Source organism: Hydrocarboniphaga sp. FW305-C-57, from assembly GCF_058783045.1.
Window position 1 is genome coordinate 13,465 of sequence record NZ_JBYSYG010000009.1, and the last position, 13,456, is coordinate 26,920.

Genomic DNA, 13,456 nt, shown 5'->3' on the forward strand with positions numbered 1-13,456 from the left:
TCGATCTCAAATGCATGCTTTCCACCTCACGCCTTCACCGCCGCATCTTGTAGCCGGTCACCAGCATCCACAAACAGACCGCCGAAGTCAGCAGGAAGAAGCCGCCGGTCCAGGCCAGGCTTTGCCAGATCGGAACGTCGGCCTTGCCGAAGAAGCCGTAGCGGAAGCCATCGATCATGTAGAAGAACGGGTTGGCGTGCGAGGCGTGATACCAGAACTTCGGCAGCGCGTGCACCGAGTAGAACACGCCCGACAGGAAGGACAGCGGGTTGATGAAGAAATTGGTGAACGCGGCGAGCTGGTCGAACTTCTGCGAGGTGATGCCGGCGATCAGCCCGATCGTCGCCAGGCTCGCGCTCGCCAGCGCGAAGATCGCGAGCATGGCCAGCGGCTGCTGCGGCAGCAGCTTCACGAACGGAAAGGTGACGACGAGCATCACCGATGCGACGAGCCCGGCGCGCACCATCGCCGCGATCACGTAGGCGCCGAACCATTCGAGCGGCCCGATCGGCGCCATCTGCACGAACACGATGTTGCCGTTGACCTTGGACTGCGTGAGGCTCGACGAGGTATTGGCGAAGGCGTTCTGCAGCACCGTCATCATGATGAGGCCCGGCACCAGGAACTCGGTGTAGCTCACGCCCGCGTAGGCCGAGGCGCGGCCTTCGAGCGCTTGCGCGAACACCAGCAGGTAGAGCAGGGCGGTGATGACCGGCGCGGTCACGGTCTGGCCGAGCACCGACCAGAAGCGCATGACCTCTTTCTTGAGCAGCGTGTAGAAGCCGAGCTGATCGGGACTCATGCCACCGACTCCCGCTTGGTGAGTTCGACGAAGATGTCTTCGAGGTCGGGTTCGCGCGTGTGCACGTCCTCGATCGCGACGCCGGCGTTGCGCAGCGTGTCGAACACGCCGCCGATCGGGTGCCGCGAGGTGTCGAGCTTGAGTTCGATCACGCCCTCGCTCTCGCTCGAAACGAGCGGCTTGAGCGCCTCCGGCAGCTGTGCATCACCGGCGAGCTTGAGCCTCAGGAAGCGGAACGGATGGCGGCGCAGCAGCTGGCGCGTCGATTCGAGCGCCTTGATCTCGCCCTTGTCGAGAATCGCGATGCGCGAGCACATTTCCTGCGCCTCTTCGAGGTAGTGCGTGGTCAGCACGACGGTCTGACCCTGGCGGTGCAGATCGGACATGAAGCTCCAGAGCGTGCGCCGCAGCTCCACGTCGACGCCGGCCGTGGGCTCGTCGAGGATCACCACGGGCGGCTTGTGGACCAGGGCCTGCGCGATCAGCACGCGGCGCTTCATGCCGCCCGACAGCGCGCGCATCGGCGAGTTGCGCTTGGAGGCGAGGTCGAGGCGCTCGAGCATCTCGTCGATCCACGGCCAGACTTCCTTGCCGGCGCCGTAATAGCCGGCCTGGATGCGCAGCATGTCGACGACCTTGAAGAACGGGTCGAACACGAGCTCCTGCGGTACCACGCCGAGCTTGCGCCGGGCGGCGCGGAAGTCCTTGACGGTGTCGTGGCCGAGCACCGCGATGTGTCCGGCGTCCTGGGCGACGAGGCCGGCGATGGTGTTGATCAGCGTGGACTTGCCGGCCCCGTTGGGGCCCAGCAGGCCGAAGAACTCGCCGCGCGCGATCGAGAAGCCGACGCCCTTGAGCGCCTCGAGCCGGCCATAGGATTTGCGAACGCCGACGATATCGATGGCGTTCGGAGAAGGAGTAGTCATGAGGGCGAAATTATACGCACGCGCTGGCGGTGAAGCCGGGAGCCGCGGGAACGGAGGAGGCGTCGAGGCGGTTCAGCCGGGCGCTGCTAGCCTCGCAGGCCGCAACCGATGTGAACCCGTTACCGTAATCGACTGAGCCCACGAGACGCCCCTCTCCGAATGAAGACAGCTTTGGTCTGGTTTCGCCGTGACCTGCGCCTGGCCGACAACCCGGCGCTCGCCCATGCGCTCGATCACGCGGAGCGCATCGTTCCGGTCTACATCCTGCCGCCCGATGCGCTCGAAGGCGCCTGGACGCCCGGCGCCGCGAGCCGCTGGTGGCTGCATCATTCGCTCGCCGCGCTCGATGCGCAGCTGCGCGGGTTCGGCGCACGGCTGGTGATCCGCCGCGGCGATCCTCTGGACGCGCTGCGCAAGCTGGTCGAGCAAACCGGAGCCGAGGGCGTGTTCTGGAACCGGCGCTACGAGCCGGCCTGGGTGAAATCCGATCGCCGCGTCGGCGAGGCCTTGATCGAAGACGGCCTCGAAGCCCGCGCGTTCGCGGCGAACCTGCTCGTCGAGCCCTGGGCGCTCAAGACCGGCTCGGGTGGGCCGTACCGCGTCTATACGCCGTTCTCGCGCTCGGCCAGGGCGCTCGGCTTGCCGCGCCGGCCGCTGCCGACGCCGCGTGCCATTCCGATGCCGGCCGGCATCGCGAGCGAGGACCTGGCTTCTCTCGGGCTGCTGCCCAGAATCGCCTGGGACGGCGGCATCGCCCGAACCTGGACACCCGGAGAAGACGCGGCGCACGCGCGCATCGACCGCTTCTGCCGCGAGGCCATGAGCGGCTACGCCGCCGGCCGCGACCGCCCCGACCAGGTGCTGACTTCGTTGCTGTCCCCGCACCTGCATTTCGGCGAGATCACGCCCGTGCAGGCCCTGGCCCGCGTGCAGCGCGAACTCGCGAGCGCAAGCCAGGCCGGCCTGCACGGAGGGGCCGAGGTCTACGAGCGCGAGCTGTACTGGCGCGAGTTCGCGCACCACGTGCTCTACCACTTCCCGAAGACGCCCGAGCAGCCGATGAACGAGCGCTTTGCCGGCTTCGTCTGGCGCAACCGCAAGGACTACGCGGACGACCTGCGCCGCTGGCAGCGCGGGCAGACCGGCGTGCCGATCGTCGACGCCGGCATGCGCCAGCTCTGGACCACCGGCTGGATGCACAACCGCGTGCGCATGATCGTGGCGAGCTACCTGGTCAAGAACCTGCTGATTCCGTGGCAGGAAGGCGAGCGCTGGTTCTGGGACACGCTGGTCGACGCGGATCTGGCCAACAACACGCTCGGCTGGCAGTGGGTGGCCGGTTGCGGTGCCGATGCGGCGCCGTATTTCCGCATCTTCAACCCTGTCACGCAGAGCCAGAAGTTCGATCCGGAGGGCCGCTACCTGCGGCACTGGGTGCCCGAGATCGGCAAGCTGCCCGACAAGCTCCTGCACGCGCCGTGGATGGCCGACTCCGGGCTGCTGCGCCAGCATGGGCTCACGCTCGGCCAGCAGTATCCGCGACCCGCGGTCGATCTCGGTGAATCGCGGGCGCGGGCGCTCGAAGCCTTCGCGCGCATCAAGGGCTGAACGTCTCGGATAAACTCCCGCCCTTATGACCAAGCATCCCCAGGCCGTGAACTCCGAACAGCTGCAGGCCAGCGGCCGGCGCACGCTCGAGATCGAGCGCGACGCCTTCGCCGGGCTGCTCGACCGGGTCGACGCGCATTTCGCCCGTGCCTGCACGCTGATGCTCGGCTGCCACGGCCGCGTCGTCGTGACCGGCATGGGCAAGTCCGGGCACATCGGCGGCAAGATCGCGGCGACGCTGGCCTCCACCGGCACGCCGGCCTTCTTCGTGCACCCGGGCGAAGCCAGCCACGGCGATCTCGGCATGATCACCCCGCAGGACGTGGTGATCGCGATCAGCTACTCGGGCGAAACCGCCGAAGTGCTCACGATCCTGCCGCTGATCAAGCGCATGGCGACGCCGCTGATCGCGATGACCGGCAAGCCCGGCTCGACGCTCGCGCGCATCGCCGACGTGCACCTGGATGTCTCGGTCGCCAAGGAAGCCTGCCCGCTGAACCTCGCGCCGACCGCCTCGACCACCGCCACGCTCGCGATGGGCGATGCGCTGGCGGTCGCGCTGCTCGAGGCGCGCGGCTTCACGTCCGAGGATTTCGCGCTCTCGCATCCAGGCGGCTCGCTCGGTCGTCGCCTGCTGCTGCGCATCGAGGATCTCATGCATACGGGCGACCGCCTGCCCAAGGTCGCGCCCGGAACGCCGCTGACCGCGGCGCTGCTCGAAATGACCCGCAAGGGCCTCGGCATGACCGCCATCGTCGATGCGGACGATCGCGTCGTCGGGGTCTACACCGACGGCGACTTGCGCCGCTCGCTCGAAGACCAGATCGACCTGCGCACCGCGACGATCGACCAGGTGATGACGCGCGGTGGCAAGAGCGCGCGCCCGGACTGGCTCGCGGCCGAGGCGGTGCAGCTCATGGAGAAGCACAAGATCACCGCGCTGCTCGTCACCGACGATGCGCAAAAACTCCAGGGCGTGATCCACATGCACGATCTGCTGCGCGCCGGGGTGGTCTGATGCTGCCCATCGAACAGGTACGCGAGCGCGCGGCCCGCATCCGCTGCGTCTTCCTCGACATCGACGGGGTGATGACGGACTGCAAGCTCTATCTCGGCCCGGACGGCATGGAGATCAAGGCCGTCAACGTCAAGGACGGGCTCGGCATCAAGAACCTGCTGCGCAACGGCATCGAAGTGGCGGTGATCTCGGGCCGTCCTTCCGAAGCCATGCAGCGCCGGCTCGAACATCTGGGCCTGCGCCACATCCGCCTGGCCACCGAGGACAAGCTGCCGGCGTATCGCGAGATCATCGACAGCCTGGGCCTCACGGACGAGCAGTGCGCCCACATGGGCGACGACACGCCCGACCTGCCGCTGATGCGCCGCGTGGGCCTCGCGCTGTGCGTCGCCGACGGCCATCCGAAGGCGATCGCCGCCTCGCACTGGGTCAGCCAGTATCGCGGCGGCGACGGCGCGATTCGCGAGGCTTCGGACCTGATTCTCGAAGCCCAGGGCATCGACGCATGAACCGGCTCAAGTCGGCGCTGATCTGGCTCGCGCTGCCGCTGATGGTCGCGGCCTGGCTGCTGTTCGGCTCACCGGCGCTGGAGCCCGAAGCGCCGCCCGAAGCCGAGGGCGACAAGGTGCCGCGCTACAGCCTCAAGGGCGTGGAATGGACGCGGCTCAACCAGCAGGGCCAGCGCGATTTCACCGCCACCGCCGAGAGCGCCGACTATTACGACGACGAATCGGCGCGTTACGAGCAGCTCAAGGTCAACGTGCTCGGCATCAGCAAGACCCCGTGGAACCTGAGCTCGCCGAGCGGCGAAGCTCCGCCGCACGAGCGCCGCATTTCGATGCACGGGCCGGTCAATGTCGAGGGCGCTTGGCCCGACGGCGAGCCGGTGACCCTGGAGATGGCCCAGCTCTGGGTCGATCCGGACAAGCGCCAGCTGCAGACCGACGAGGGCGTGCAGTTCGAAAGCGCGAGCCGCAATGGCAGGTCCAAGGGACTGCAGGCCGACTGGGAGAAGCAGACCGTGCAATTGCTTGGCGACGTCAGGATGGAATATGTGCCCAAACCGCAATCCCGTTGAGCGGCGCGCCGATGCGCGCCTCGTCGCCGGCCTGCTGGCCGCGTTGATGCTCGGCTCGCCGCCCGCGGCGCTCGCGCAGGCGGCGTCGACCGCCAAGCCGGCCGAAGCGGCGGCCAAGCCCAAGGCCGAGAAGAAGCCCAACGAGACCGCCGAGCGCCTGCGCCCGACCGGCCCGGTGACGATCACCGCCAAGAACGTCGACTGGGCCCAGAACGGGCTCATGGTCTATTCGGGCGACGTGAAACTGGTGTCGGACACACTCAAGATCGACGGCGACAAGCTCGAACTCGAGCAGCTCGGCGATGGCCAGTACCGCGCCAAGGTCTTCGGCAACCCGGCCAACCTGTGCCACGACGCGGCGCCCGGCTCGACCGCGAAGCCTGAGCCGCCGGTCACCGCGCGCGGCAGGACGCTGTTCTACGACACCAAGGCCGGGCAGATCGACGTGACCGGCAACGCGCGCGTCACGCGCGGCGAGGACGAGCTCACGAGCGAGACCATCCACTACAACGTCAACCAGCGCCGCATCCAGGCCGACGGCGGCAGCGGCGGGCCCGTGAAGATCATCATCCAGCCGCAGCAGCGCGGCGCCGCGACGCCGCCCCCCCAGACCGACAGCAAGCCGACCACCCCATGAGCTCGATTCTTTCCGCCCGCGGTCTGGTCAAGCGCTACAAGAAGCGCACGGTGGTGCGCGACGTGTCGCTGCAGGTGCAGGCCGGCGAGACGGTCGGCCTGCTCGGCCCGAACGGCGCCGGCAAGACCACCTCGTTCTACATGGTCGTCGGCCTGGTTCCGGCCGACGGCGGCGTCATCGAGCTCGACGGCCAGGACATCACGCGGCTGCCGATGCACGCGCGCGCTCGCCTGGGAATCGGCTACCTGCCGCAGGAAGCCTCGGTGTTCCGCAAGCTGTCGGTGCAGGACAACATCCTGGCGATCCTCGAAACGCGCAGCGACCTGAACCGGGCGCAGCGCGGCGAAGAACTCGAGCGCCTGCTTGGCGAACTGCACATCGCGCACATCCGGGCCAGCGAAGGGCAGGCGCTATCGGGCGGCGAGCGCCGTCGTGTGGAGATCGCGCGCGCCCTGGCCGCGAATCCACGCTTCATCCTGCTCGACGAGCCGTTCGCGGGCGTCGATCCGATCGCGGTCGGGGACATTCAAAGCATCGTCGCGCATCTCAAGAGCCGCGGCATCGGCGTGCTGATCACCGACCACAACGTGCGCGAAACCCTAGGGATTTGCAGCCGCGCCTACATCCTCGCGGAGGGTACGGTGATCGCAGAGGGAGCGCCGCAGGAACTGCTGCAGAACGAGACCGTCAGGAAGGTCTACCTGGGCGAGCAATTCAGGCTTTGAACAAGCCTTGAATAAGGGATTGCGGGCGAACATCGCGACGGGAGTGGATGTTCGGGGCGGCGCTTAATGCCGCAGTATGCACACCGGGTCGACCCTCGTCTACCCCACTTGATGCAAGGTTTGTACCGGCGTATATGTTGAGCCGTATGAAACGCAAACCTTGCTCTCAAAACAGTCTCAACTCAGGAACGGTCTAGCATGAAGCAGTCGCTTTCATTGCGGGCCGGCATGGCCCTGACGATGACGCCTGCACTGCAGCAGGCGATTCGTCTCTTGCAGCTGTCGAGCCTCGATCTGCAGATGGAAATCCAGCAGGCGCTGGATTCCAACGTGATGCTCGAAATGGACACCGACGACTCCGAATGGGACGCCGGCGAGCCGGCCGGAGAAGCCGCTTCGGCCTCCGAATCCGATGGCGGCGAAATCACCGAGGTCACCGCCGGCGAATCGATTCCCGAAGACATGCCCGTCGATGCCGACTGGCAGGACGTTTTCGACGACTACACGCCGAGCGGCAGCGGTTCGTCCGACGACGAGGGGCTGCAGGAATACCTGCAGGCCAACCTGCGCGGCAGCGCCACCTTGCAGGAGCACCTGATCTCGCAGGCGCAGCTGATGTCGGTCGATGCGGTCGACGCCGAAATCGCCGCCCACCTGATCGACGCGATCAACGAGGACGGCTATCTCGAAGACTGGCCGGGCCTCTGCGTGCGGCTGGAGCATGAATACAACGTCACGCCCGAGCGCGTCGAAGCGGTGCTGCGCCAGATCCAGGATTTCGATCCGCCCGGCATCGCGGCGCGCGACCTGGCCGAGTGCCTGCGCCTGCAACTGCAGCAGCTCGATCCGGCCACGCCGGGCCTTGCGGCGGCGCTCAAGATCACCGACGGCCATCTGCTGCTGCTCGCGCGCCGCGACGAAAACGGCCTGCGCCGGGCCACCGGCCTCGACATCGGCGTGATCAGGACGGCCGCCGTGCTGATCCGCAACCTGCAGCCGCATCCGGGACGCCCGTTCCAGGCCCACGAGTCGGACTATCTGCGTCCCGATGTCATCGTCGCCAAGAAGAGCGGCCGCTGGCGTGTTTCGCTGAACCCGGAGCACATGCCGCGCCTGCGCATCAACTCGCATTACCAGAGCTTCATCAAGCGGGCGGACCAGTCGCGCGACCAGCTCACGCTCAAGAATCATCTGCAGGAGGCGCGTTATTTCATCAACAGCCTCGAATCACGGAACGAGACGATTCTTCGTGTGTCCCAATGCATAGTGGAAGAACAACGTGCCTTTCTCGAATACGGTGAAGAAGCCATGCGGCCGCTGGTGCTGCGTGACGTGGCCGAGCAGCTCGGCATCCACGAATCCACCGTGTCGCGCGCCACCGCCAACAAGTACATGCTGACACCGCGCGGCCTGTACGAACTCAAGTACTTCTTCTCAAGCCACGTTCAAACCACTCAAGGAGGTGTCTGCTCTGCAACCGCCATTCAGGCCATGATCAAGCGCATGGTCGGTGGTGAGGATCCCGCGAGGCCGTTATCGGACTCCACGCTGGCCGATCTGTTGCTGAAGGAAGGAATTCAAGTCGCACGCAGAACGGTCGCCAAGTATCGAGAAGCCCTCAACATCCCGCCGTCGCATGAGCGCAAAGCCGTAGCCTGAATCCTTTTGTTGTCCCCGTTGGCGGCGGGACTGCCGCCGATGGGTGCTATCCCCGAGCCAATGTCGGCTCGAACGTAAAGGAGTCACCCACGATGAACCTGAACATCTCCGGCCATCACCTCGATCTGACGCCGCCGCTGCGCGACTACGTCACCACCAAGATCAAGCGGATCGAGCGCCATTTCGACCATCTCATCAACGCCGATGTGGTGTTGTCGGTCGAAAAGTTGCGACATAAGGCCGAAGCCACGGTTCATGCGAGTGGTGCCGATCTCCATGCGGAGGCGACCGTCGAAGACAACATGTACGCCGCCATCGACGTGCTCATGGACAGGCTCGATCAGCAGACGCGCCGCCACAAGGAAAAGCTGCGTGACCATCATGTGAAGCAGGCAGCCAAGCGCATGCCGTTCCAGGAAGCGCAGCCGGATTGATGCTGGAGCCGCAGAGCCCCGTCCGGCGCAAGCCGGGCGGGGCTCTGCCGTCTGTGAAGCCGGTTTGCTGTCAGTTCAGCTAGAATCCCGGGCTTCTACAGGAGCGAATCAATGAAATTGAGCGAAATTCTGAGTGCGGACCGCGTCTCTCACGGGACTTCGGTGACCAGCAAGAAGAAGGCGCTCGAAGAACTTTCCGCTCTACTCTCGAAAGGCACCGGCACGCTAAGCTCGGCCGAGGTGTTCACGAGCCTCACCGGCCGCGAGAAACTCGGCAGCACCGGCCTCGGCCACGGCGTCGCGATTCCGCACGGCCGCGTCGCCGGTGTCGAGACCAGCGTCGGCGCTTTCATGCGGCTCAAGCAGGCCGTGGATTACGACGCCCACGACGGCAACCCCGTCGATCTGGTGTTCGGCCTGCTGGTTCCGCAGAGTGCGACCGAGGCGCATCTGAAGCATCTGGCCGCCATCGCCGAGATGTTCTCCGACGAAGATTTCTGCGCCAAGCTGCGGTCGGCTTCGGACGACAAGGCGCTGTATTCGCTGCTGTCGGGCTACGGCTCCAACTGATCCGGTTCCGATGAGCGCCGGCGCGACCGCCTCGGTCACCTTGCACGGCGTCTTCATTCAAATCTTCGATCTCGGCGTGCTGCTCTCGGGCAGCAGCGGCGTCGGCAAGAGCGAGCTCGCCCTCGAACTGCTGTCGCGCGGCCATCGGCTGGTCGCCGACGACGCCACGGAATTCGCGCTCGACGAGCAGGGCCGCCTGATCGGGCGCTGCCCGGCGCTGCTCGAAGGCTTTCTCGAAGTGCGGGGTCTTGGCGTGCTCAACATCGGACGCATGTTCGGCGCCGAGACCCTGCTGCGCAGCTGCCCACTCGATCTGGTGCTGCGCCTGCTGCCGCCCGAGATCAGCGGCGTGCCCGATCGCGTCTACGGTCAGCGCAATGCGCGGACGCTGCTCGGCGTCGAGGTGCCCGAGATCGCGCTGCCGATTCGCGTCGGCCACAATCTGGCGGCGCTGGCCGAGGCGGCCTGTCGCGATCAGAAACTCAAGCGTTCCGGCTACGATGCGGCCGAAGATTTCATTCGTCGCCAGCATCGCGCCATCGAGGCCTCGAAAAACCCATGAAGCTCGTGATCGTCAGCGGTCTGTCCGGTGCGGGCAAGACCGTCGCGCTCAAGCAGTACGAAGACGTCGGCTGGTATTGCATCGACAACATTCCGCTCGCGCTGATCGAGCCGATGATGCGTCGGGCGATGGCCAAGCGTTCGGGCAAGCGCTTCGAGCGGCTCGCGCTGGGTATCGACGCGCGCGAGTCCGAAGCGCAGATCCGGCGCTTCCCGAACTATCTCGCCAAGCTGCGCGCCAAGGGCGTCGACGTGCGCGTGCTGTTTCTGACCGCCGAAGACGACGTGCTGCTGCGCCGCTACAGCGAGACGCGGCGCAAGCATCCGCTGTCGAGCGGCAAGCTGTCGCTGCTCGAAGCGGTGCGCAAGGAACGCCAGCTGCTGCAGCCGATCGCCAACTCCGCCGAAGAGCCGCTCGACACCTCGCGCATGAACCTGCACGAGCTGCGCGAAGCGGTCTACCAGCGCATGGCCGAAGCGGTCGAAGGCAAGCTGTCGGTGCTGTTCCTGTCGTTCGGCTTCAAGAACGGAACGCCGACCGGCGTCGATTACGTCTTCGACGTGCGCTGCCTGCCGAACCCGCATTGGGAGCCTGGCCTGCGCAAGCTCACGGGCCGCGATGCGAAGGTCGGCGAATGGCTCAAGAGCCATACGCCGGTGACCGCGATGATCGACGACATCGCCCGGTTTCTCGAAACCTGGCTGCCGGCGTTTCGCGCGCAGGATCGCGCCTACCTGACGATCGCGATCGGCTGCACGGGCGGGCAGCATCGCAGCGTCTACATCGTCGAGCGGCTCGCCGAGCATTTCAGCGGGCGCTTCGATCAGGTGCTGCACAAGCACCGGGAACTCTCGTGAACCAGCGACGCTTGCGGAGCCCCTCATGAGCGTCGGTCTTCTGCTCGTCACGCACGGCAAGCTCGGGCACCTGATGCTCGAGACGATGACCGACATGCTCGGCGAGTTGCCGCTGAAGACCGACGTGCTCGAAGTGCGTCGCGTGCAGGCCACCGACGTGCTGCTGCGCCAGGGCCTGCGCGTGATCGAGCGGCTCGACGAAGGGCAGGGCGTGCTCGTGCTGACCGACGCATACGGCTCGACGCCGGCGAACATCGCCAACAAGCTCGCCGCGAACGCGGCGCGCACGGTGGTCGTCGCCGGCGTGAATCTGCCGATGCTCGTGAGGGTCTTCAACTATCCGGCGCTTTCGCTCGAGGCGATGGCGCAGACCGCCGTGGAAGGCGGACAGAAGGGCATCATGCTGTGCCCGCGCATCGCATGAGGCGATAAGGGAATTCGTATGGAACGCACCGTCACCATCGTCAATCGTCTGGGCCTGCACGCACGTGCGGCGGCCAAGCTCGTCACGCTGGCATCGAAGTTCGAGGCCGACGTGCGCGTGCGCAAGGATCAGCGCGAAGTTAGCGGCAAGAGCATCATGGGCGTGATGATGCTGGCCGCCGCGCAGGGCAGCCAGATCACCTTGATCGCCGAAGGCGAGGACGAACGGCAGGCGCTCGAAGAGCTCGAGGCGCTGATCGCCAATCGCTTCGGAGAAGAGGCGTGAAAAGCCGTGAGGAGTTAGGCGTTAGGCGTGAGGCGCGCAATCCGCAAAGCTGCGCGCCTTCGCCTCTGCGCCTCACCCCTCACTTCTCTCGCCTCACGACAAGATGAGCCTCTGGCTATCCGGCATCGGCGTCTCGCGCGGCATCGCGATCGGCCGCGCGCAGAAGCTGCATTCGGACGAGCTCGAGATTCCCGAATACACGCTCGCCGCGGCGGATGTCGAAGGCGAGGTCGTGCGCTTCTACGGGGCGCAGCGCCGCGCCAAGGAACAGCTGCGCGAAGTCAGGGCACGCATCCCGCTCGGCACACCGGGCGACATCGCGGCCTTCATCGATACGCATCTGCTGATGATGGACGATCGCTCGATCACCGATGCGACGGTCGCGCGCATCCGCAGCGATCGCAGCAATGCCGAGGCGGCGCTGCAAAGGGCGCGCGATGCGCTGATCGCGGTGTTCGACCAGATGGAGGACCCGTACCTGCGCACGCGACGCGACGACGTCGAGCACGTCTGCGATCGCATCCTGCGCGTGCTGCTCAAGAGCGAGCCCCAGCTCACGCTCAAGCCCGATACGATCACCGAGCCGACGGTGATCCTGTCGGACGACATCACGCCGGCCGACATCATCCTGCTTGCGCAGCAATCGGTGGTCGCCTTCGTCACCGAATACGGCGGCCCGCTGTCGCATACCGCGATTCTCGCGCGCAGCCTTGGCATTCCGGCCGTGGTCGGCCTGCACAACGCGCGCCGGCTCGTTCGCGAGGGCGAGCAGCTCATCGTCGACGGCGAGAGCGGCCACGTGCTCGCCGATCCCGAAGTGCTCGCGACGGCGTTCTACCGGCGTCGCCAGCAGCAGCAGGTCCAGCATCGCAAGCGCCTCACGCTGCTGCGCGACATGCCGGCCGAATCGGTCGACGGCATCCGCGTGCACCTGCTCGCCAACATCGAGCTGCCCGAAGACGCGGCGGTGGCTTCGGCCAACGGCGCCGAGGGCGTCGGTCTGTACCGCACCGAGTTCCTGTTCATGAATCGCAAGGACCAGCCGAGCGAGGACGAGCAGTACGAGGCCTACGCGCGCGTTGTTTCGGCCGTCAAAGGACCGATCACGATCCGCACGCTCGATCTCGGTGCCGACAAGCAGGTCGATTCGGGCCGCAGCCTGGGCCCGACGCCGAACAATCCGGCGCTCGGGCTGCGCGCGATCCGGCTCTGCCTCAAGGAACAGGAGATGTTCCGCACGCAGGTGCGCGCCCTGCTGCGCGCCGCTCGTCACGGACAGATGAAGATCATGCTGCCGATGATCTCCAACCTCGCCGAGTTCCGGCAGGCGGCGGCGATCATCGAAGCCTGCAGCCAGGAGCTGCGCCAGCAGGGCGCGGCGATCACGCCGCCGCCGATCGGCGCGATGGTCGAAGTCCCCGCCGCCGCGATCGCCGCCTCGATGCTGGCGCGGCACGCGCGCTTCTTCTCGATCGGCACCAACGACCTGATCCAGTACACGCTGGCGATCGATCGCGTCGACGACGAGGTCAACTATCTCTACGACCCGCTGCACCCGGCGGTGCTGCAGCTCGTGCGCATGACCATCCAGGCCGGGGCCGCGGCCGGCATCGACGTGTCGATGTGCGGCGAGATGGCGGGCGATCCGCGCTACACCCGGCTGCTGCTCGGGCTCGGCCTGACCGAATTCTCGATGCACCCGACCAGCCTGCTCGAGGTCAAGCGCGTGGTCCGCGAATCCTCGATCGGCGATCTGCGTGGCCGGGTCTCGGAGCTGCTCGACCGCATGATCACGCAGGCCGAAGGCGCCGACGAGCTCGAGGCGCTGCTGCGCGACGATGGCCGCGCCTGACGATCCGGCCTGTCACGCG

16 protein-coding genes are annotated in these 13,456 nt (G+C 66.5%); 14 read left to right on the forward strand and 2 right to left on the reverse strand.

What is annotated here, in order from left to right; all coding sequences use genetic code 11:
* Positions 1 to 34: 34 nt before the first annotated feature.
* A complete protein-coding gene (locus tag AC3WUM_RS17430) occupies positions 35 to 802 on the reverse strand; it encodes an ABC transporter permease (RefSeq protein ID WP_492411741.1) in 768 nt (255 codons plus the stop codon).
* Entirely contained in the window at positions 799 to 1,728 is a 930-nt protein-coding gene (locus tag AC3WUM_RS17435) for an ABC transporter ATP-binding protein (RefSeq protein ID WP_492411742.1), read from the reverse strand. The genes AC3WUM_RS17430 and AC3WUM_RS17435 overlap by 4 nt, the downstream gene beginning before the upstream one ends.
* A gap of 159 nt (positions 1,729 to 1,887) precedes the next feature.
* Between AC3WUM_RS17435 and AC3WUM_RS17440 the strand changes: the two genes are divergently transcribed.
* The 14 genes from AC3WUM_RS17440 (at position 1,888) to ptsP (ending at position 13,437) form a co-directional block, all read left to right on the forward strand.
* Positions 1,888 to 3,336: a cryptochrome/photolyase family protein gene (locus tag AC3WUM_RS17440; RefSeq protein ID WP_492411744.1), complete on the forward strand. Its 1,449-nt coding sequence runs from the start codon at positions 1,888 to 1,890 to the stop codon at positions 3,334 to 3,336.
* A 25-nt stretch (positions 3,337 to 3,361) separates the two neighbouring features.
* Complete coding sequence (locus AC3WUM_RS17445; RefSeq protein ID WP_492411746.1) at positions 3,362 to 4,354, forward strand: KpsF/GutQ family sugar-phosphate isomerase; 993 nt, start codon at positions 3,362 to 3,364, stop codon at positions 4,352 to 4,354.
* Positions 4,354 to 4,863 carry a KdsC family phosphatase gene (locus AC3WUM_RS17450; protein WP_492411747.1) on the forward strand — a complete coding sequence of 170 codons (510 nt, stop codon included), beginning with the start codon at positions 4,354 to 4,356 and terminating at the stop codon, positions 4,861 to 4,863. The genes AC3WUM_RS17445 and AC3WUM_RS17450 overlap by 1 nt, the downstream gene beginning before the upstream one ends.
* On the forward strand, positions 4,860 to 5,432 hold the full coding sequence (lptC, locus tag AC3WUM_RS17455) for an LPS export ABC transporter periplasmic protein LptC (RefSeq protein WP_492411749.1): 573 nt from the start codon (positions 4,860 to 4,862) through the stop codon (positions 5,430 to 5,432). The genes AC3WUM_RS17450 and lptC overlap by 4 nt, the downstream gene beginning before the upstream one ends.
* Positions 5,407 to 6,069: a lipopolysaccharide transport periplasmic protein LptA gene (gene lptA / locus AC3WUM_RS17460; RefSeq protein ID WP_492411750.1), complete on the forward strand. Its 663-nt coding sequence runs from the start codon at positions 5,407 to 5,409 to the stop codon at positions 6,067 to 6,069. Before lptC ends, lptA begins: the two co-directional genes overlap by 26 nt.
* Positions 6,066 to 6,794 (forward strand): LPS export ABC transporter ATP-binding protein, encoded by a 729-nt coding sequence (lptB, locus tag AC3WUM_RS17465; RefSeq protein WP_492411751.1) that lies wholly within the window; start codon positions 6,066 to 6,068, stop codon positions 6,792 to 6,794. Before lptA ends, lptB begins: the two co-directional genes overlap by 4 nt.
* 198 nt (positions 6,795 to 6,992) lie before the next feature.
* A complete protein-coding gene (locus tag AC3WUM_RS17470; protein WP_492411753.1) occupies positions 6,993 to 8,453 on the forward strand; it encodes an RNA polymerase factor sigma-54 in 1,461 nt (486 codons plus the stop codon).
* Positions 8,454 to 8,545: 92 nt separating this feature from the next.
* Complete coding sequence (gene hpf, locus AC3WUM_RS17475) at positions 8,546 to 8,887, forward strand: ribosome hibernation-promoting factor, HPF/YfiA family (RefSeq protein ID WP_492411754.1); 342 nt, start codon at positions 8,546 to 8,548, stop codon at positions 8,885 to 8,887.
* Positions 8,888 to 8,998: 111 nt separating this feature from the next.
* On the forward strand, positions 8,999 to 9,457 hold the full coding sequence (locus tag AC3WUM_RS17480; RefSeq protein WP_492411756.1) for a PTS sugar transporter subunit IIA: 459 nt from the start codon (positions 8,999 to 9,001) through the stop codon (positions 9,455 to 9,457).
* 10 nt (positions 9,458 to 9,467) lie between these two features.
* A complete protein-coding gene (locus AC3WUM_RS17485) occupies positions 9,468 to 10,019 on the forward strand; it encodes a hypothetical protein (RefSeq protein ID WP_492411758.1) in 552 nt (183 codons plus the stop codon).
* Positions 10,016 to 10,876 carry an RNase adapter RapZ gene (gene rapZ, locus AC3WUM_RS17490; RefSeq protein WP_492411759.1) on the forward strand — a complete coding sequence of 287 codons (861 nt, stop codon included), beginning with the start codon at positions 10,016 to 10,018 and terminating at the stop codon, positions 10,874 to 10,876. The genes AC3WUM_RS17485 and rapZ overlap by 4 nt, the downstream gene beginning before the upstream one ends.
* 25 nt (positions 10,877 to 10,901) lie before the next feature.
* Positions 10,902 to 11,300 carry a PTS sugar transporter subunit IIA gene (locus AC3WUM_RS17495; protein WP_492411760.1) on the forward strand — a complete coding sequence of 133 codons (399 nt, stop codon included), beginning with the start codon at positions 10,902 to 10,904 and terminating at the stop codon, positions 11,298 to 11,300.
* Between the two features lie 18 nt (positions 11,301 to 11,318).
* Positions 11,319 to 11,585, forward strand: coding sequence for an HPr family phosphocarrier protein (locus tag AC3WUM_RS17500; protein WP_492411762.1), 267 nt, complete (start codon positions 11,319 to 11,321; stop codon positions 11,583 to 11,585).
* Positions 11,586 to 11,688: 103 nt separating this feature from the next.
* Complete coding sequence (ptsP, locus tag AC3WUM_RS17505) at positions 11,689 to 13,437, forward strand: phosphoenolpyruvate--protein phosphotransferase (RefSeq protein WP_492411763.1); 1,749 nt, start codon at positions 11,689 to 11,691, stop codon at positions 13,435 to 13,437.
* Positions 13,438 to 13,456 lie beyond the last annotated feature (19 nt).